Source organism: Fuscovulum ytuae, from assembly GCF_029953595.1.
GTDB lineage: Bacteria > Pseudomonadota > Alphaproteobacteria > Rhodobacterales > Rhodobacteraceae > Paragemmobacter > Paragemmobacter ytuae.
Genome location: NZ_CP124535.1, coordinates 1,245,681 through 1,264,846, shown reverse-complemented (window position 1 = coordinate 1,264,846; position 19,166 = coordinate 1,245,681). Strand labels below are relative to the sequence as shown.

The 19,166-nt window shown below is 62.2% G+C and carries 13 protein-coding genes; 8 read left to right on the top strand and 5 right to left on the bottom strand.

All coding sequences use genetic code 11. The features are described from left to right. Positions 1-71 precede the first annotated feature (71 nt). Positions 72-899: a sulfite exporter TauE/SafE family protein gene (locus QF092_RS06095; protein WP_281468582.1), complete on the top strand. Its 828-nt coding sequence runs from the start codon at positions 72-74 to the stop codon at positions 897-899. A 10-nt stretch (positions 900-909) separates the two neighbouring features. Further along, complete coding sequence (locus QF092_RS06090) at positions 910-1,671, top strand: SDR family NAD(P)-dependent oxidoreductase (RefSeq protein ID WP_281468580.1); 762 nt, start codon at positions 910-912, stop codon at positions 1,669-1,671. On the opposite strand, the gene QF092_RS06085 is transcribed toward QF092_RS06090, so the two are convergent. The 3 genes from QF092_RS06085 to QF092_RS06075 all read right to left on the bottom strand — a co-directional run bounded on the left by QF092_RS06085 (position 1,659) and on the right by QF092_RS06075 (position 5,930). Next, a complete protein-coding gene (locus QF092_RS06085; RefSeq protein WP_281468578.1) occupies positions 1,659-4,682 on the bottom strand; it encodes a PAS domain-containing hybrid sensor histidine kinase/response regulator in 3,024 nt (1,007 codons plus the stop codon). The two genes, QF092_RS06090 and QF092_RS06085, sit on opposite strands and share 13 nt — an antisense overlap. A gap of 560 nt (positions 4,683-5,242) precedes the next feature. Then, the gene (locus tag QF092_RS06080) at positions 5,243-5,392 is read right to left on the bottom strand and encodes a hypothetical protein (protein WP_281468576.1); all 150 of its coding nucleotides are present in this window, start codon (positions 5,390-5,392) and stop codon (positions 5,243-5,245) included. A gap of 160 nt (positions 5,393-5,552) precedes the next feature. Further along, positions 5,553-5,930 carry an ATP-binding protein gene (locus tag QF092_RS06075; protein ID WP_281468574.1) on the bottom strand — a complete coding sequence of 126 codons (378 nt, stop codon included), beginning with the start codon at positions 5,928-5,930 and terminating at the stop codon, positions 5,553-5,555. Between QF092_RS06075 and QF092_RS06070 the strand changes: the two genes are divergently transcribed. Next, positions 5,929-6,186 (top strand): hypothetical protein, encoded by a 258-nt coding sequence (locus QF092_RS06070; protein WP_281468572.1) that lies wholly within the window; start codon positions 5,929-5,931, stop codon positions 6,184-6,186. The two genes, QF092_RS06075 and QF092_RS06070, sit on opposite strands and share 2 nt — an antisense overlap. Here QF092_RS06070 and QF092_RS06065 read toward each other — a convergent pair. After that, a complete protein-coding gene (locus tag QF092_RS06065) occupies positions 6,167-7,207 on the bottom strand; it encodes an AbrB family transcriptional regulator (protein ID WP_281468570.1) in 1,041 nt (346 codons plus the stop codon). The two genes, QF092_RS06070 and QF092_RS06065, sit on opposite strands and share 20 nt — an antisense overlap. Before the next feature lie 71 nt (positions 7,208-7,278). Between QF092_RS06065 and QF092_RS06060 the strand changes: the two genes are divergently transcribed. The 3 genes from QF092_RS06060 to tcuB are packed head-to-tail and all read left to right on the top strand — an operon-like array spanning position 7,279 to position 10,422. Next, entirely contained in the window at positions 7,279-7,947 is a 669-nt protein-coding gene (locus QF092_RS06060; protein WP_281468568.1) for a GntR family transcriptional regulator, read from the top strand. Beyond that, entirely contained in the window at positions 7,944-9,335 is a 1,392-nt protein-coding gene (gene tcuA / locus QF092_RS06055) for an FAD-dependent tricarballylate dehydrogenase TcuA (RefSeq protein ID WP_281468566.1), read from the top strand. The genes QF092_RS06060 and tcuA overlap by 4 nt, the downstream gene beginning before the upstream one ends. Then, on the top strand, positions 9,325-10,422 hold the full coding sequence (gene tcuB / locus QF092_RS06050; RefSeq protein ID WP_281468564.1) for a tricarballylate utilization 4Fe-4S protein TcuB: 1,098 nt from the start codon (positions 9,325-9,327) through the stop codon (positions 10,420-10,422). Before tcuA ends, tcuB begins: the two co-directional genes overlap by 11 nt. A 263-nt stretch (positions 10,423-10,685) precedes the next feature. On the opposite strand, the gene QF092_RS06045 is transcribed toward tcuB, so the two are convergent. Continuing rightward, the gene (locus tag QF092_RS06045; protein WP_281468562.1) at positions 10,686-11,273 is read right to left on the bottom strand and encodes a response regulator; all 588 of its coding nucleotides are present in this window, start codon (positions 11,271-11,273) and stop codon (positions 10,686-10,688) included. A gap of 800 nt (positions 11,274-12,073) precedes the next feature. On the opposite strand from QF092_RS06045, the gene QF092_RS06040 reads away from it, so the two are divergent. After that, positions 12,074-18,172 carry a peroxidase family protein gene (locus QF092_RS06040; protein ID WP_281468560.1) on the top strand — a complete coding sequence of 2,033 codons (6,099 nt, stop codon included), beginning with the start codon at positions 12,074-12,076 and terminating at the stop codon, positions 18,170-18,172. A gap of 71 nt (positions 18,173-18,243) precedes the next feature. Then, the gene (locus QF092_RS06035; protein ID WP_281468558.1) at positions 18,244-18,426 is read left to right on the top strand and encodes a hypothetical protein; all 183 of its coding nucleotides are present in this window, start codon (positions 18,244-18,246) and stop codon (positions 18,424-18,426) included. The last annotated feature ends 740 nt before the right edge of the window (positions 18,427-19,166 follow it).

Genomic DNA, 19,166 nt, shown 5'->3' with positions numbered 1-19,166 from the left:
TTGGAGCGGGGGAGGCCTAAGACTGTGCGCGGGGCCGTGCTTTGGGCGCGGTATGGGAAGGGAACGGGCAGATGGACGGGATCGAACTGGCGACGCTTTTGCCGGTGATCGGGGCTTTGATCGTGGCGGGGGCCTTGATCGGGCTGTTGGCCGGGGTCTTTGGCATCGGGGGCGGGGCGATTTCGGTGCCTGTCTTTTATGAATTGTTCCGAGTGCTGGATTACCCGGAAGACCTGTGGATGCCGATGGCGGTGGGCACGTCACTGGCGGTGATCATTCCCACTTCGCTGAATTCGGCGCGGGGGCATTATCTGCGCGGGACGGTGGATATGGACCTGATCCGTATCTGGGCCGTGCCGGTGATCTTAGGCGTCTTGGTCGGGTCGGTGATCGCGCGCTATGCCGAGCCGATTGTGTTCCAGCTGGTCTTTATCTTCGTGGCGGGGACGAATGCGGCAAAGCTTTTGACGGGCGGGAAAGGCTGGCGGCTGGCTGAAGGCTTGCCGGGGCGCGGGGTGCTGGTCGGCTATGGCGGGATCATCGGGCTGTTGTCGGCGCTGATGGGGATTGGCGGGGGGGCGATTACCAACCTGCTGTTGACGCTGCATGGCTATGACATTCGCCGGGCGATTTCGACGGCGGCGGGGGTGGGTGTTCTGATCGCCTTGCCGGGGACCGTGGGCTATATGCTGGCGGGATGGGGCAAGCCGGGGCTGCCGGGGGATGCGCTGGGCTATGTGAGCCTTTTGACCTTCGCGCTGACCATTCCCACCACGCTTTTGACCACGCGGTTTGGGGTGAAGCTGGCCCATACCCTGCCCAAACGGGTGCTGGAGACGGGGTTCGGGATCTTTCTTCTGACGGTCTGTGCGCGGTTTGTCTGGGACATGCTGGCCTGAGGAGGCGTTGATGGCTTTGGCGGTGGTGACGGCCGGAACCTCGGCCATCGGGCGGCATCTGGTGGTGGCCTTGGCGCGGGCGGGGCATGACGTGGCGCTGACGCATCTTGGCAGCGCCGATCTGGCCGCGCGGGTCGTGGCGGAGGTGGAGGCGCTGGGCCGTCATGCGCTGGCGGTCGAGGTGGATGCGGGCGATGAGGTGGCCGTGCCGGCCTTCCACGCACAGGCGGCGGACTGGGCGGGGGCTGCACCTGCGGTTCTGGTCAACAATGCGGGCATCCAGACATGGGCCGCACTGATGGACCTGCGGGCGGATCAATGGGATGCCGTGATGCGGACCAATCTGCGCGGCACGTTCCTAAACACGCAGGCTGCCGCGCGGTTGATGATTGCGGGGGGCATGGCGGGGTCCATCGTCAATCTGGGATCGGGCTGCAACAAGGTCGCCTTCCCGCGACTGGTGGATTACACGGCGTCGAAGGGCGGGATCGAGCAATTCACCAAAGCGGCGGCGAGCGAGCTTGGCCCCCATGGTATCCGCGTCAACTGCGTGGCCCCCGGCGCGATTGCGACCGAGCGGACGGCGGCAGAGGCGGGGGATTATGCGGGGCAATGGTCGCCGCTTACGCCCTTGCGCCGGGTGGGGACGCCCGAAGATATCGCAGGGCCGGTGCTGTTTTTCTGTTCGCCTGCGGCGGGGTTCGTGACGGGCCAGACCTTGTGGGTGGATGGCGGGGTCTTTTCGCAGGCGCCTTGGCCTTACGAGACCTGAGCCGCTTCGGGCCGGTTCAGGGGTGGGTCGGGCGCATCCTCCAGATGGCGGGCAAGCGTGCTGCGCAGGGCGGAAGGGGCCACGGGTTTCACCAGATAGTCGGACATTCCGGCGGCTAGGCCCGCGTCGCGGTCGCCTTCATCCGATTGTCCGGTAAGTCCGATGATCGGGACGTGGGCGCGGGCGCTGGGCAGGGCGCGGATGCGGCGGGTGGCTTCGATGCCGTCCATTACGGGCATCTGGCAATCCATCAGGATGAGGTCGACCTCGCGGTCAAGGAGTGCCTCGATCGCCTCGGCCCCGTTGCTGGCGGTGACCGTGTCAAACCCCTGATGGGAGAGAAGGGCGGCGGTCACTTCGCGGTTCATGGGGTTGTCATCGACAATCAGGGCGGCGCGGCCTGCGAAGGGCTTGGGTGCCGCGGGATCAGGGGCTTGGGTCACGGTCTGGCCCTTAAGGTCGGCACCATTGATCACGCCAATCAGGCGGGGGATCAGGACATCGGGATCGATGGGTTTCAGGACGAGGTCGCGGAAGCCATGGGCATAAGCCTCTTCCACGGCCTGATGGCCGCCGCGATGCGACAGAAGGACCAAGGGAGGCAGGGTGTCCCTCAGCGCGGAGCGGAGGCGGGCGGCGGCGATATGGCCGTCGGCATCGGGCATCCGGCTGTCGATGAGAAGCGCGTCAAAGCGGGTTTGGCGGGCTGCGGCGAGGGCTGTGGCGACATCTGCTGCAATGGTGGGACGGGCCCCGGCGGCGGTGAGTTGACGGCTTATGGCGGCAGCGGCGCGGGGATTGTCATCCAGAAGCAGGAGGCGGCGGCCCTTCAGCGGGGGCTTGCCTGCAGGCGCAAGGCCGGGCGCCGCATCAAGCGGCAGGCGAACCCAGAACCGGCTACCTGCGCCGGGGATGCTTTCGACGCCCACCTCGCCCTGCATGAGATCGGCCAATTGGCGGCAGATGGCGAGGCCAAGCCCAGTGCCTCCGTAAAGGCGGGCCGTCGAATCCTCGGCCTGCGAGAAGCTTTGGAACATACGAGTGATCTGATCGGGCGACATGCCAAGCCCGGTATCGGTGACGGTAAAGCGCAGGCCGCCTGACGGATCGGGGGCAACCTCAAGCCGGATCTCGCCGCTTTGGGTGAATTTGAGCGCGTTGCTGAGATAGTTCAGCAGAATCTGGGTGAGGCGGAGCGGATCGCCCATGAGGCGCGGTGGCAGGGCCGGATCGGCGTCGAGGATCAGCTCCAGCCCTTTATCGGCGGCGGCGGCGGCGATGCTGTCGCAGGCGGCGCGCAGGACAGCGTTCAGCGCGAATTCGGTGCGTTCGATGCGCAGCTTGCCCGCCTCGACCTTGGACAGATCGAGAACGTCATTGACGATGGACAGAAGATGCTGACCTGCGGATTGCAGTTTGAGCATATAGTCGCGCTGATGCGCGGTCAGCGGGGAGCCGAGCAGGAGGTCGCCATAGCCGATCATCGCATTGATGGGCGAGCGCAATTCATGGCTCATCTGGGCGAGGAATTCGGATTTCAGGCGGGCGGCCTGTTCGGCGATGTCGCGTGCCTGTGCCAGTTGCGCGGCGGCGGCCCGTTCCTGCGTCGCGTCCGAGATGACCCAGACCACGCCTTGGCCCGGATCGCGCGCATCGATCGCCTTGGCGCGCAGGTTTACCCAGCGGAGCGAGCCATCACCGCAGGCAAGCTGTGTGGAGGCGGAGAAGGTTTCGCCGCGCGCCATGTGATCCTGTGCATGGCTGCGCAGACGCGGCCATTCGGCGGGATCGGAGAGGAAAACGTCCGGGCTGGCCCCGATCAACTGATCCATCGGCCGCAGCAAGAGCGCCGCAAGGCCGGGATTGGCCGAGGCGATGCGACCGTCGCGGACGAGGGCGATGCCGCTATCGGCGGTGGTGAGGATGGTCTGGAGTTCTTCGGTGAGGGCGGTGAGTTCCTCGGTGCGGCGGGCAACTTGCGCCTCGAGCGTGCGTTGATAATTGGCGAGGGCAATTTCGGCCTGACGGGTGACGGTGATGTCGTTCCACAGGGTGAAGATGTCGACGTGATCGCCATCGGCGACGGCGGTGAGCATCACCTCGATCAGCACGGGCGAGCCATCGGCGCGCAGATGTTCCCAGTCGAATTTCACGCTGCCCTCGCGCAGGGCGCGGTCGATGAGCGCTGCGGATTTTTCCGCCGAGCCTGTGCCGTCGGGTTGGAATTCCGGCGAGATTTGGTCGGGGCGCAGGCCGATGAAGCTGGCACCGTTGCGATAGCCGAGGATGGTATGGGCGGCGGCATTGGCTTCGGTGAAGACGCCGTTTTGCAAGACGGCGGTGGCCTGTGCAGAGTGGTGGAAGGTGTGGCGAAAGCGTTCTTCGCTGCGGGCAAGGCGCTGTGTGGCAAGCGCGCCAAGGGAGCGTCCCGCAAGGCGGGACGCGGCAAGATCGACGAGAAGGCGTTCTTCGGGATACAAATGGGCGTTTTGACCTGCGCGGGCATAGACCGCGATTTCGCCCGCCTCGACCCCTTCGATCATCATGGGGCTGGTATGGACGGGAGCAGCGGTGTCGGAAGGTGCTGCATTATGCAGGGCATCGAAAAGACGGAGGCGGAAGCGGAACTGGCCCGGCGCTCCGATGGCGGTTTCCAAGGCCTGCGCCACGTCGGCAAGGGTGGCTTGCGTGGGCCGTGTCATGTCTTCGGTCGCAAGGAAGACGGCATGTAGCGCGTCGCTTTCGCGGATGCGCTTATGCAGCGCCTCGGCGATCACGAGGCGCGCTTCGGCAAGGCGGTGCAGTCTGCCGCGCAGAAGGATGGCGATGGCAAGCGCGCTGACGACAAGAAGGATGAGGGCAAGGACGGACCAGAGGCCAAAAGGCGCGGCGGCGACATCGGTCTGGGCTGCGGTCCGGTTGGGGGCAACGGCCAGGCCAAGAAGGGTGGGGAGCAGGATGCAAAGGGGGCGGGTGTTGCGGTCTTGGCGTCCGTGTGGGTGCAGCGGCATTCGGTCTTCCTGCTTTGACGATCCGTCGCATGGCCGACGTGGCGATTCGCCGCGACCTACGGCTTTTGCTGTGGGCCGCGGGGAAAGCTGTGTCGTTAAGAGAACTTTACAAGGTCAGATTCGTAGCGGCTTTGCGCCAGATCAAATCCACCATAGCGTGTTTTTTAGGGCGGTGGAAAATGGGACTATGCCGCGAATTCGCGCTTCGTGAATGATATTGCGGTTGGAAAATAAAATCTTTTCAGTGTCTTGGCCTGTTGCAGATCACGCGTTGCCCCGTGGTTGGGGCCTTCGCGTCGAGCGGTTGCCGCCGCGACGCATTCTGTCAGAGGTGGAGTGAGAAAAGAGTTCGCACCTGCTGCGGGGCGGTCGATGTGAAATTTCTCTTGATGCACATGAAAATCATTCGCATAAATTGCTTGTCCGGGATGGCTTGCCTCCATCCTTTGTCGACAGGCCCGTTCCCGCGACCCCGGGACGGGCCTTATGCTTTTTGGGGCTGGTCCATGCGTGTTGGGCTGCCCGAAGGCGGCTCTGATGATGAGCGTTGCATCAATATGCTATTCGGACTGGCCGACAAGGACGAGGGGCGCGCTGGGCGCAAGGAAAGGCTGGTGTGCGCCTGCGTCGACGATCATCAGGAAAAGCGCGACACTGGACAGCATCACGATGAACATGGCGGCGGACAGGAGGGCGAAGATGCGGTCCATGGTAAGCTCTCCAGACTGGGGACTGGTTGACTGAGATCAGCTTGAGCGAGGGAGGCCGGGGCTGGCAAGCGTGAGCCGTTAGGCCTTCTGTTTAGGTTGCCGCTGGGTGGGCGCGTTGTGCGTTGGGTTTAGGCGCAGGGCGGCGTTTTGGACCTGTGGTTTATGAAAAACCGGGGTATCGGCCCCAAAAATCGGCGCGGCGTGCTGTGGACTTGTGGCTGTGTCGCGGCGGGTCGGGGCAGCGATTGCGGCACGCAGGCAGGACAGGGCCGAATGATTCGCCGAATGATTCAGAGGTCGCGTCGTCGAGGAGGTGGGCCAGCATCTCTTCGATCAGCACCGGGTCGCATGCGACGGGGCGCTTTGCTCTCGATACATGGAAGGTGACATCGACGCTTTTGCGCAACCGGGTTTCGGCAAAGGCGCGGACTCTTTCGCGCAGTTGGGCCACGAGGTCGACTGTCTGCGCCAACGCCTTGAGCGGGCGGCCACGCCCCTGTTCAAGCGACAGAAGCGGTGAGGTGAGGCGGCCGGTCATGCGCGCGGTTTCGGCCAGAGCGCGCGCAGGGCTGATCGCGCCGGAGGCCTTGCTTGCGGCGCTGGATGTGTTTGAGGGCGGGCCGTTGACCGAACCGGCCGCCCCGCTTTTGCCGCATCCTCGGATGATCGCCACACCGCATACCGTTTTCGTGGCGGAGGAGGAGGTTGATCTGCAAGTCGTGGATGTCTTTGGTCCGGTGAATGTCGTCGCGGAACGGCGGCCCGTTCACCTTGTCACCCCGGCGGGCGTTTGACGCCGACCAGCCGCGCCGCGACCGGGGCGCCGAGGATCACCACCACCATACGTGTCAGGTGGTGGAGGATGACAAAGCCCAGATCGGCCCCGGTGGCCAGCGCCAGCACCGTCATTTCCGCCTGCCCGCCGGGGGCGAAGGCGAGGAAAGCTTCGACCGGGTGGGCAAGGCCGGTCAGGGTGACGAGTTCGGTAAAGAGCGCGGCGAGGGCGGCCAGCAAGGCGACGAAGGCAAGGCCCGAGAGGATGAAGGCGCGCAATTCGCGCAAGGTGACGCCGACATAATGGACGCCGATCCCGATCCCGATGAAAAGCTGGGCGGCCAGTATCGCCTCGGTCGGGGGGCGGGTATGGATGAGGTCGGAGAGCGAGAGCGCGGCCGTCAGGACCATCGGGCCAAGGATCGAGGCGCCAAACAGCCCGATCCGTTCCGCGATTTTCCAGCCCGCCACGGCGGCCAGCGCGAGCAGCGCCATTTCCCCCAAGGGCAGGTCGCGCGCCGGGGTGCCGATCGCGCCGCCCAAGCCCGACCCATAGGCCCAGGTCAGAATGATGGGGGCAAGGGTCACGAGGATAAGAACCCGTGTCGCATGGATCAGCGAGAGGGCGCGGATATCGGCCCCGGCCTCTTGGCCGAAGGTGACCATGTCCTGCAATCCGCCCGGCATGGCGGCATACCAAGCGGTGGCCGGATCGTGGCCCATGCGGCGAAAGAAGGGAAAGCCCACCAATCCGATGATGGCCACATAGACCGGCACCAGCGCCACGCTGCCGGCCATCGTGGGGATACGGGCGACGACATCGGGGGTGATCGAGGCCCCGACTGCCGCGCCAAGGACGGTGCGCGCTAGGGTCGAAACCGGCCCCATGCCCTTGAGCGGCGCACCGGCCAGCGCGGCGATCAGGCAGGCCGTCATCGGGCCAAAGAGAAAGGGCAGGGGCAGGTGCAAGAGGTGGAACAGCCCCGCGCCGAGCAGCGCAAGGGCGAGCGTCGCTGCGCGTCGGGCCAATTGGGGGGGCATGGGCCTCTCCTTGCCTCGTATTGTATCCAAGTGTATGCAGATGGACGCAATGAATGCAAGCGAGTCGATGGATGGTTGAGGAAAGCGAACTTCCGCAGGGGCAGGGGGCCTATCGCCGTTTGCTGGAAGAAATCCGCATGGGAACCCTGCCGCCCGGTGCGCGGTTGCGCGAGACGGAGCTTGCCGAAAGGCTGGGCATCAGCCGCACCCCGGTGCGTGAGGCGATCCGGCAGTTGGAGGCGGATGGTTTGGTGGCCCATCTGCCACGGCAGGGGGCCACGATCCGCAGCCTTGATCATGCGGAAGTGGTGGAACTCTATGAGATGCGGGCCGTGCTGGAGGGCACAGCGGCGCGGTTGGCGGCGCGCGCGGCGTCAGAGATCGAGCTTGCCGAATTGGCGGCGCTGAATGCGGAACTCGCCGCCAGCCCGGCAGGCCCAGATGCCCGTGAGGTGAACCGGCAGTTTCACCGAAGCCTTCTGGATGCCGCGCGCAACCGCTTTTTGCTGAAATCCATGAGCGCGCTGCAGAAGACGCTGCTGATCCTTGGCCCCACAACCCTTGCCGATCCAGATCGGGCCGTGGCCGCCGTGGCGGAACATGCGGCCGTGCTGGCTGCGCTGGAGGCGCGCGATGGGGCCGCCGCCGAAGCCGCGATGCGCACGCATGTGGGGGCGGCCTTGTCGGCGCGCTTGCGCGGGATGCGGGGGCGCGCCTTGCCGATGGAGGATGAGGGATGACGGCTTGGCCGGAGATTTTTGACCTTGCCGTGGTGGGCGGCGGCAATGCCGCGCTTTGCGCCGCGATCACCGCCGCCGAAGCGGGTGCGAGCGTCCTGATCCTTGAAAGTGCACCGCTGCCCTATCGGGGGGGCAATTCGCGCCACACCCGCAATTTTCGCTGCATGCATCAGGGGCCGATCTTTCCCCTGACCGACAGTTACGAGGAAGAGGAATACCTGCACGACCTGATGCTGGTGACGAAGGGCAAGACCGATGAAGGGCTGGCCCGTCTGGCGATCCGATCTTCAGAAGAATGCCTGCCATGGATGCAGGCGCATGGCGTGCGGTTCCAGCCGTCGCTGTCCGGCACCTTGTCGCTGTCGCGGACCAATGCCTTTTTCCTTGGGGGTGGCAAGGCGCTGGTGAACGCCTATTACAACACGGTCGCCGATCTGGGTGTGATCGTCGCCTATGAGGCCGAGGTGACCCATGTTCACCGAGAGGGCGACCGCATCACCCAACTGGAGGCGCAGATTGCCGGGCGCCCGGTGACGGTGAAGGCGCGAGCTTTCGTCCTTGCCTCGGGCGGGTTTCAGGGCGATGTCGATTGGCTGGCCCGCGCATGGGGGCCTGCGGCGCGCAATTTCCTGATCCGGGGCACGCCTTATAATCGCGGGGTGGTTCTGCGCGACATGCTGGATCAGGGGGCGGAAAGCGTGGGTGACCCCACGCAATGCCATGCCGTGGCCATTGATGGGCGCGCGCCGAAATTCGATGGCGGGATCGTGACGCGGCTGGATTGCGTGCCCTTTTCCATCGTCGTGAACAAGGAGGGCGACCGTTTCTATGACGAGGGCGAGGATGTCTGGCCAAAGCGCTATGCCATCTGGGGCCGTCTGGTGGCGGCCCAACCCGATCAGGTGGGTTTTGCCCTGATCGATGCGAAATCCATCGATCTGTTCATGCCGTCGGTCTTTCCCCCGGTGAAGGCCGACACGATCGAGGGGCTTGCCGTGGCGATGGGCCTTGATCCGCAGGCGGTGCGGCGGACGGTTGACAGTTTTAACGCCGCCTGCCGTCCGGGCCCGTTCCACCCTACGGAATTGGATGGATTGCGGACCGAAGGGTTGAACCTGCCCAAGACGAATTGGGCGCGCCCCTTGGATACACCGCCTTTCTATGGATACCAGCTGCGCCCCGGTGTGACCTTTACCTATCTGGGCCTCAAGGTGGATGAACGGGCGCAGGTCCACAGTGCCGAAGGGCCGATCCGCAATCTTTGGGCTGCGGGCGAGATCATGGCCGGGTCGATCCTTGGCGAAGGCTATCTGGCGGGCTTTGGCATGACCATCGGCACCGTCTTTGGACGCATCGCGGGCAAGGAGGCCGCCGCCTATGTCGCTTGACCAGACGCCCCTGACAGGGACGGCCACGGACGAGGCCCGCCGCCAGATCGAGATCTGCAATGCCTGCCGCTATTGCGAGGGGTTCTGTGCGGTCTTTCCTGCCATGACCCGACAAAAGGCCTTTGCGGCGGGGGATCTGACGCAATTGGCCAATCTCTGCCACAACTGCCGGGGCTGCTATTACGCCTGCCAATATACCGCGCCGCATGAATTCGCGCTGAACATTCCTGCCGCCTTGGCGGAGGTGCGGGTGGAAAGCTGGGAGCGGCTGGCGCGTCCGCAGGCGATGGCGCGGATGTTCCAGACGCATGGGGTGGCGATGGCCGGGCTTTTGGTCGTGGTGCTGGCGTGGTTCTTCTGGGCAATGTCGGTTTGGCGGCCTGAGGGAGGGTCGGGTTTCTATGCCTATCTTGCGCATGGCACGATGGTGGCGATTTTTACCCCGGCCTTTCTGGTGCCTCTTGCGCTGATCGCGCTGTCGCTTCGCGATTATTGGCGCGAGGTTGGCGGGGGGCGGGTGCGGCTTTCGCATCTTCAGTCGGCGCTGCATTCGGCGGCGAAGATGAAGAACCTGTCGGGTGGCCATGGTGAAGGGTGCAACTTCGAAGAGGGTGACCGCTTTTCCGACCGGCGGCGGGTGTTTCATCAGGTGATGATGTATGGCTTCCTTTTGTGTTTCGCCTCCACCGCCAGCGGCACGATCATGCATTACGCGCTCGGATGGGAGGCGCCCTATCCGCTGCTATCCCCGCCCAAGCTGCTGGGCCTGCCCGGAGGGGTGATGATGGTGGCGGGGACGGCGGGGCTGGTTTGGCTGAAGCTCCGCGCGGATCGCAATTTGGGCGCGGCGCGGGTTTGGGGTGGGGAGATGGCCTTCATTCTGCTGCTCGGCGGCGTGGCGGTGACGGGGCTGGCGCTTTATGCGGCAACCGGATCGGCCCTTGTGGGGCCGTTGCTTGCCATCCATCTGGCGACGGTCATGGTGCTGTTCCTGCTGATGCCGTTTTCCAAGATGGTCCATGGATTTTTCCGCCTTGCCGCCCTGGTGGCCGAGGCAGGGATGCAACGACCGTCGGGCAAGAGCTGAGGCCGGCGCTGTGCTGGTTTGGCGCTGAACATCCCGTCAGCGCGGGGCCAAGGCCATAGCCGCTCTTTGGTGGCGGGTGGCCGGAAGAAGGGGCGCGGCAGAGGTGCGAGCCGGATTGTTTCGGCCTTGCCTATGGGCCTGATCCGATCCTGCTTGCCGCGACGCGCGGGTCATATGGCCGCTTGCCCCGTTGGTGGCGGGGGCGTGCAGGGCGGAGAAAGATGCGCGGTATCTGCGCCAGAGCGTCGCGTCGGGCCAAGCGATCAGTCTGTCAGGCGGCCTTGCAGCAAGAGTTTGCGACGGACCTTGCGGCAATCGATCTGCGCTCTGTTGGGCGTTGCGTTAACGCCCTTGGATTGGCGTGAGCCGCCCTTGTCTGGGATAAAGCGTCGGCCCGACAGAACTTTTGAGAGGGCTGTTTTGATGACGGGCAGTCCGCTTGTCTTGAAGACCACGCCGCTGACGCCTGCCACGAAAAGTTCGATCACGGATGCCCGATCATCGCCGGTGAAAACGAGGATGTGGCAGCCGGGTGCTTTTTGCTTGATGGCCCGCACGGATGAGAAGCCCAGCATTCCCGGCATGTGCAGGTCAAGGATGATCGATTGAAAGGCAAGCGGACCGTCAAGGAGGCGGCTGAGTTCGGCGAAACTTCTCGCGGTCATGCAGTCATAGGCACCGTTTGCCCCGAGCATGCGCGCGAGCGCGTCAGAGATCAGGTCGTCATCTTCGGCGATGAGGATTTGCGCCTTTTGGTCAGGCCTTCCCGTACTCCGTCTGGTCTGCCCTTGGTCACGGCTTTCGGCAGGGAGCGTTGTTGCGAGGCTGGCCTTGCACTCATGCGGCGTCATGCTGGGCCCTCCTAAGGGAAATCGCCTATCACCCCTAGGCGGATTTGGGACATCCAATGCTCGGTAGGACGCAGTCCGATCCGGGCGATGTATCACGACCGTTTAATTAAAATATCAATTAATGTCACGCGCAGATGGCCAAATGCGTGGATCAGACCTAGGTCGAATGCCGAGAAAATTCCCCCCAATAGGGTGGGATAAAATTTTCCCAAGGTAGGAAAAAACCATACCATAATGTATTTTAATACATACCAATGACTAACGATTACGCCTTTGGGTGAGTCCGTCATCTGGGGGGCAGGTTGCGGAGATGGCGCCCCGCAGATGTTCCAGCGATCTTGATGCTTTGCGATCGGTCACTGGGGGAGCTGTGGGTGGCGAAGCGGAAGGGGCTTCTGGTGCGGAATTTCCGGAAAATGCATTTAAAAACAAATGAATATGATGTCTTTCTTCTGGCGTGACCAGCTTGGCGAAGGACGGAATCGGTGAGGCGTGACCTTGATTGACGTGCCGATTCAGCCTTGAATTTCTGGCGTTTTGTTGTTGCTGATCCGGTCTTCCCTGTGGCCGGACGGGGGGAGGGCGGCCTTAAATCTTGCAATTCCGAATTGCCACAATTGACCCCATCCTTATTTTAGCACCATCAAAAATTACGATGCGACCAAGGTCCAATCTACCTGGCGACCTTTATCGAAAACTCCGCAAGACCATGGGCGTTAGTTTCAAAGCTCATCCCGTGCCAAAAAAACCCATCCAATGAAGCAGTCCTTGCTGCTGCCCCCAAATACAGGATCGGGAATATGGTCAAGCTGAACATCAACGACCTCGCGCATATCATCGAGCAAATCCGTATCGCGGAGGCCCATACCGCCGCAATCGCGGCCGGGAGTGACCCGCGTGCGGCCTTGGCCGAACTGGTTACGAATCCGCTGATCCCATACGGGCTGCGGACGGTGACGGGGGAGTTGAACAATTTCCAAGTCGGGATGGTCACCAGTGGTGCGGCAGACCAACCGATGCAGCGCCTCTTGACCCCGGTGTGGCAGGCAGCCGAAGCCGATGCCCGGACCGGCGCACCCACCAGCTATGAACAGACGTCGGGTTCCGTCTATGACAGCCAGCCGCGGACGATTTCGAACCTTGTTTCCGACCAGACACTTGGCAACTTTGCCGCGATCTCTTCCGCGCTTGCGATCAATGGCGTCACCGGCGCCGAGAATCTGTCCCAGACGGCCGCGATTTGGGAGGTCTATAAGGCGGCGCTTGGCGCTGAGGTGACCTCGCCCACCGAAGCCGACCACATGCGCGCCCTTGAGGCTCCGGCCGTGCAAGAGGCGCTGGCGGCGCATGGCATTCAAATGGACGGGATCAACGTCCTGTTGGGCAACGTGGCGGCCGACCTTGGCGATACCGCGCCCTATAACAGCTTTTTCACCATCTTCGGCCAGTTCTTCGACCACGGTCTGGACCTGACCAACAAGGGGGGGAACGGGTCGGTCTTTATCCCCCTGCAGAAGGATGATCCGCTTTATGACGCGAACAGCCCGACGAATTTCATGGTGCTAACGCGGGCGACCAACAGCGTTGACGAGAATGGCAATGTCATCCGCGAAAACGGCAACAAGACGACGCCGTGGATCGACCTGAACCAGCTTTATACCTCGACCCCGTCGCATCAGGTGTTCTTGCGCGAATATGTGATGGTGGATGGCAAGCCGATCGCGACCGGCATGATGCTGGAAGGGGCGGCGGGCGGCCCGCCGACATGGGCCGATGTCAAGGCGCAGGCCCGTGAGGTGCTCGGGATCGAGCTTTCGGATCTGAACGTGCATTCGGTTCCGGCGTTGTTGACCGACCTTTATGGCAATTTCGTCCCGGCGGCGAATGGGATGCCGCAACTTGTGATGGGTGATGGTTCGGTCGTTGCGGGGAACTTGGACGCCCCGGTGAGTGCCATGTTGGCCGCCTCGACGGGGCATGCCTTCCTGGACGATATCGCGCATGCCGCGACACCGGGCTTTGTGGACCATGACCGCAATCCCGCCACAGGTGCGATCCAGAAGCTGCCTGATGCGGACGGGGATACGGCGAATGCGCAGCCCATCAATGGGTTCGGCCAGGCGACGACCTACGACAACGAATTGCTGGACCGTCACTTCATCGTGGGCGACGGGCGTGGCAATGAAAACATCGCACTGACCGCGATCCACACGGTCTTTCACAGTGAGCACAACCATCAGGTTGAGGCCATCAAGTCCACCCTGCTGGCAGGTGGGGATGTTGCGCTGCTCAATGAGTATCTGATCACCGATCTGCCGGTGAACAGCGACCCGGCGAGCCTGACCGCGGAAGAGATTGAAGCGCTTGTGTGGGATGGGGTGCGGCTGTTCCAAGCGGCGCGCTTCACCACCGAGCAGGTCTATCAGCATCTGGTCTTTGAAGAGTTCGTCCGGTCCGTTGCCCCGCAGATCGACCCCTTCGTCTTCTCGAACACGGCCGAAATTCCGGTGGGGATCAGCCAGGAATTCGCGCAGGTCGTCTATCGTTTCGGCCATTCGATGCTGAACGAGACGGTCGACATGTTCGGCTATCAGAACAACGAGTTGGGGCTGACCAAGGAAACGCTGTTCGATGCCTTCCTCAACCCTGTCATGTTTGATGCGCAAGGGATTGATGCCCATGCGGCGGCCGGGGCGATCCTGCGCGGGATGACCCGCCAGCAGGGCAACGAAATCGACGAATTCCTGACCGAGGCGCTGCGCAACAACCTTGTCGGGCTGCCGCTTGACCTTGGGGCGCTGAACATGGCGCGGGCCCGGGACACCGGCATTCCGTCGCTGAATGAGGCTCGCAGCCAGTTCTTTGCCCAAACCGGCAACACCTATGTGAAGCCATATGAAAACTGGACGGACTTTGCCGCCAATATCAAGACGCCGCTTTCGGTGGTGAACTTCATCGCGGCTTACGGCACGCATGAGACGATCACCTCTGCCACCACGTTCGAATTGAAGCGGGATGCGGCAACGAAGCTGGTGCTGGGGGGCGATACTTCCCCGGCAGACCGTCTGGACTATCTGAACGGGACAGGCGCTTGGGCCGGACGTGAAACCGGTCTGAACAATGTGGACTTCTGGATCGGCGGTTTGGCCGAAGCGAAGATGACGTTCGGCGGGATGCTGGGGTCGACTTTCACCTTCGTCTTCGAAGCGCAGATGGAAATGCTGCAGAACAACGACCGCTTCTACTATCTGTCGCGGTCGCAAGGCATGAACCTGCTGACGCAGCTGGAAAGCGATAGCTTTGCCGATCTGATCCAACGCAACACGGATGGTGAGCATCTGGGCCTGTCGATCAACGGCGCGGCCTTCCAGACGGCGGCATGGGTGCTTGAACTGGACCAGACGAAGCAGTGGAACCCGGAACTTGGTTCGGCAGACCCGACCCGACCGACGGATGTTCTGTCTTCGATGCTGGGCAGCGAAAGCCTTGTGGTTCGTAAGGACCTCGATAACGACGGGGATATGGACTTCATCAAGTACCTCGGTGGCGACCATGTCGTTATCGGCGGTACTGCCGAGCGCGACATCATTGTCAGCGGCGCGGGCGACGATGGTCTTTGGGGCTATGATGGGGATGACGATATCGAAGGCGGCTTCGGCGTCGATCACATCCATGGCGGTGAAGGGTCCGACCTGATCACCGATATGGGCACCGATGTTGGTGCAGCAGACGTCCTGAAGGGCGAGGGCGGTGATGACCTGATCAACGGCGGGATGGGTCTTGACCTTGTCTTTGGCGGATCGGGCCGTGACGTGCTGGCTGGCGGCGATGAGGCGAAGGACGTCTTCGGTGGCGAGGGCGACGACTTCATCCGCGCGGCATCGGGCGGTGGTGGCGTCTACTACGGCAACGAAGGCAATGACTGGCTGGAAGGCCAGGGGAATATGAACACCCTGACCGGTGACAATTCGGAACTGTTCTTCAACAGCCGCATCATCGGCCATGACGTGATGCTGGCGGGCGAGAACGACACCGATTTCGACGCGGAATCCGGTGACGACATCATGACCGGGGGCATCGGGATCAACCGCTATAACGGGATGGCCGGGTTTGACTGGGTCACCCATAAGGGTTCGGACTACCCCGTCGATGCCGATATGAATATCAGCATCTTCGTCAACCAGCAGAACCTGATCCTGCGTGACCGTTTCGATCTGGTCGAAGGTCTGTCGGGCTGGAATGGCGACGACAAGCTGACCGGGCGCGAAGCGACCGGCGGTGCTGTGGAGGGTGCGAATGCGGCAATCACCTCGCTGACTGCCCCGATCGCATCCTATTCCAACGCCCTGCTGGAAGAGAATGTTGACCGGATCGCGGGCCTGCGGGACCTGGTGGACCATCTGCAAACCTTTACGATCACGCAGCAAAACACCGGTGAAACCAAACTGGCCCGTATGGCTGCCGATGGAAACTCGGACATCCTTCTGGGCGGTGCCGGTTCCGATGTCATTCGGGGCATGTCCGGCAATGACATCATCGACGGCGACAAGTGGCTGAACGTTCGGATTGAAGTACTGGACGATGCCAACAACGCCTTTGCCACGACGGACGGCTTGACCAAGCAGGTCATCTCGCTGGTCGACGGTGTCGTCACCTATCTGGGCCAAACGATCAACGCGGTTGCAGGCGAAGCTTTGTTCGGTGGCAAGACGCTGGAAGCGGCGCTCTTTGCCCGCGAGGTGAAGGCGGCCGATCTGAATGTGGTGCGCGAGATCATTGACGGCGATCTGGACAACACCGGGATCGATACGGCGGTCTATTGGGATGATCGTGGGAATTACGACATCACGGTCAATGCCGATGACAGCGTGACCGTGACTCATGATGCCAACGCGAGCGGGCCGATAGACCCGACGACAGGCCGCGCCCTGCGCAGTGACGGGTCAGACCGTCTGTCCAACATCGAACGGATTCAGTTCGGTCTGGATGCCGGTGCACCCACGCTGAGCGTGATCAACGGCACGGATGCAGGGATCAGGATCGATGGCACTGCCTTCTCCGAGATCATCTTCGGAGGTGGCGGTAATGATCGGATCTTTGCGGACGCTGGCGCAGATACGATCTCGGGCGGTCTGGGCAATGACACGATCAACGCCGGGAACGGCAACGACACGATCCATTGGTTCGCAGGCCATGGGGTTGATGTGGTGAACGGTCAGGGTGGCAATCTCGACACCTTCGTCGTGCATGGCAATGACGAGGTGGAAACCTTCCGCATCTATGCGGTGGCGCTGAATGACGCGACGACACCGCGTGCCAATGTCACCAACAGGTCCAATCTGGAGCAGATCGGTGTCACCCTGCTGGCCAATACCGAGATCGTGATCACCCGCGTGGTCGGAGGTGTCGAAACGGTTGTGGCGCAACTCGACAATATCGAGGAAATCACGATCAACACGCTGGACCTTGGGGATCGTCTGAGGAACGGCACGTCGCAAGGCGATACCATCCAGGTGATCGGGAACTTCAACCCGACCAGCCTGAACTTCGACACCATCACGATCGATGGGTCGGAGGCCAGTGAAACTGTGGATATCTCGGGGCTTGAATCGGCGCACCGCATCCTCTTCCGGTCCAATGGCGGGAATGACTTTGTCGTTGGCACGCTGCGGGCACAGGATGTGATCGAGATCGCGGAAGGTTCCGATCCGGCCGCCTATACCGAGACGGACAACGGCGATGGCACCATCACCATGTCGGACGGCACCCATTCGGTGACCTTTACGGGCACGATGGACAGCCTGCCGACGCTGGCACCGAAGGGCACCCATCAGCCCGGCGAAGGCGTCGCGGATGGGTCGTCGGATACGGGCTCGGAAGGCGAAGGCACCGAGGGCGAAGGCTCGGAAGGTGAAACCGGGGATGCCGCCGAGAACGGGGCAGAAACCGTCTCGCCCGATGACGGAGCGAGCGGGTCCGAGGGCGAAGCGTCGGGCGGCCATGATGATGTCGCCGATGACGAGGCCGAGGATGCCGATGACGACGCTCCGGGCGCGGGTTCGGGCAGCGGCACGGGGTCGGGCACTGGCACGGGCACTGGGACGGGCGGCGGTGTGCCGGTTGTTGACGGTGTGGTGCTGATGCCGGGGTCTGCGGCGGGTGTCATGGTCGGCGATGCCGGTGATGACGTGATCGTCGGTGGCGAAGAGGGCGATGCCCTCCTTGGCAAGGGCGGGTCGGATATCATCCTTGGCAATGGCGGCAATGATGTTGCGGTCGGCGGCAGCGGTGGTGACGTGATCGAAGGCGGCGCGGGTCGTGACGTGCTTCTGGGCGGCGAAGGGGATGACGTCTTCCTCGCGGCGTCTGATGACGGGGCGGACATGCTCTTTGGCGGTGAAGGCAGTGATACGCTTGACCTGTCGGCCCTGACCGAGGATGCGGTGATCGATCTGGGGGCCTATACGGCGATCGGGACGGCGCGCATCGGCGGTGTGACCGATCACCTTGTAGGGATCGAGAATGCCACCGGCGGGATGGGCAATGACGTGATCAAGGCGTCCTTGTCGATCAACGTGCTGACGGGCGGGGATGGTGATGATGTCTTCGTCTTCGTCTCGGCTGGCACGGCGGATGGCGACGTGATCACGGACTTCCGTCCGGGCGACAAGATCGACCTGTCGGGCATCGACGCGATGGTGGGCATGAATGGCAATCAGGCCTTCACGCTGGCCGATCAGGGCACGACGGCGGCGGGCAGCCTGGTGATCCGGGAGGTTGCGACCGAGAACGGGGTGGACACGATCATCGACGGGTTCACCGACGGTGACGCGGATGCCGACTTCTCGATCACGCTGCGCGGGGCGCATACCCTCGACAGCTCGTCCTTCAACTTCTGATGACAATCACCCCCGGCCGGGCAACCGGCCGGGGGGCTGCAATCTTCGCAAAGTTCAAGGGAGTGCTCAGGATGCAAGGACTTGACGATTTCGGGCATCTGCAAGAGTTGATCAGCGAGTGGGCCGAAATTGGACGTGTTGATCTGGATATCTGGGATGCAGAGCAGGTCATATCGGTGATCTCAGGCAACCCAGATTTTCGTGAAAAGTTTGTCGCCTTGCTGGAATCTCGTCTGGCCGCATCGGTCCAGTGACTTTCAGACCGCCATCGACCCGTGAGGCGCAAGATATGCCGCGGGGCGCGCTTGTCCTTTCTTTACCTTAGGGTCGATCTGGCACCACCTCTCGATGTGATTGAATCCGCTGCCCGGAAAGTTCTGAGAACGGGTTCATGCGCCATAGATGGGCGGATTTCGCATAAGCCTTAGGTCTGACGTAATATCAGCTTGCGCCTGAGGCTTAAAATTACATCCATAAATTAAAATCGATATATACTTCTAATCGAAGAAAAACATACTTTTTGTATTTATGCATACCTTAGTATAATTTAAGCCCCTCGTCGCAAAGCAGCGGCAGAGCGTGTCTGCGAGCAGTCGTTTCGGAGAATCGGTCTGAATGTCTTCCTTCGCGCCTCTGGCTTGCGCGCTGGATTTCAGAGCTTTCCTTCTGTCCTGGTTGGACTTTTTATCAATAATATTCAATAGATTGTGATATTCCTATGTGTGCAGCTTCCTGACAGGACGACGCGCGGTGCATCGGTTTTTCCTGCTCTTTCTTGATGGGCGAAGTCTGATCTTCTGGCCAATAGGTCGCAATTTATTGGGAATTTGAGGATATTGGCAGGTCGAGGGCGGGGCTTCTGAAATTTCCGCTGCGGCAAGTCCCAAAATCCTGGGTTTTCGGGTCGGTTTCTGGGCCAGAATGCGGTTCGACTTTGGTCTAAAGATGCATCCAACTTTAATCTAAAATGTAATTGGACCATCGGAGTTACCAA

Coding starts and splice junctions, on each gene's coding strand:
- QF092_RS06095 (WP_281468582.1), top strand. CDS start 72: ATGGACGGGATCGAACTGGCGACGCTTTTGCCGGTGATCGGGGCTTTG.
- QF092_RS06090 (WP_281468580.1), top strand. CDS start 910: ATGGCTTTGGCGGTGGTGACGGCCGGAACCTCGGCCATCGGGCGGCAT.
- QF092_RS06085 (WP_281468578.1), bottom strand. CDS start 4,682: ATGCCGCTGCACCCACACGGACGCCAAGACCGCAACACCCGCCCCCTT.
- QF092_RS06080 (WP_281468576.1), bottom strand. CDS start 5,392: ATGGACCGCATCTTCGCCCTCCTGTCCGCCGCCATGTTCATCGTGATG.
- QF092_RS06070 (WP_281468572.1), top strand. CDS start 5,929: ATGCGCGCGGTTTCGGCCAGAGCGCGCGCAGGGCTGATCGCGCCGGAG.
- QF092_RS06075 (WP_281468574.1), bottom strand. CDS start 5,930: ATGACCGGCCGCCTCACCTCACCGCTTCTGTCGCTTGAACAGGGGCGT.
- QF092_RS06065 (WP_281468570.1), bottom strand. CDS start 7,207: ATGCCCCCCCAATTGGCCCGACGCGCAGCGACGCTCGCCCTTGCGCTG.
- QF092_RS06060 (WP_281468568.1), top strand. CDS start 7,279: ATGGTTGAGGAAAGCGAACTTCCGCAGGGGCAGGGGGCCTATCGCCGT.
- tcuA (WP_281468566.1), top strand. CDS start 7,944: ATGACGGCTTGGCCGGAGATTTTTGACCTTGCCGTGGTGGGCGGCGGC.
- tcuB (WP_281468564.1), top strand. CDS start 9,325: ATGTCGCTTGACCAGACGCCCCTGACAGGGACGGCCACGGACGAGGCC.
- QF092_RS06045 (WP_281468562.1), bottom strand. CDS start 11,273: ATGACGCCGCATGAGTGCAAGGCCAGCCTCGCAACAACGCTCCCTGCC.
- QF092_RS06040 (WP_281468560.1), top strand. CDS start 12,074: ATGGTCAAGCTGAACATCAACGACCTCGCGCATATCATCGAGCAAATC.
- QF092_RS06035 (WP_281468558.1), top strand. CDS start 18,244: ATGCAAGGACTTGACGATTTCGGGCATCTGCAAGAGTTGATCAGCGAG.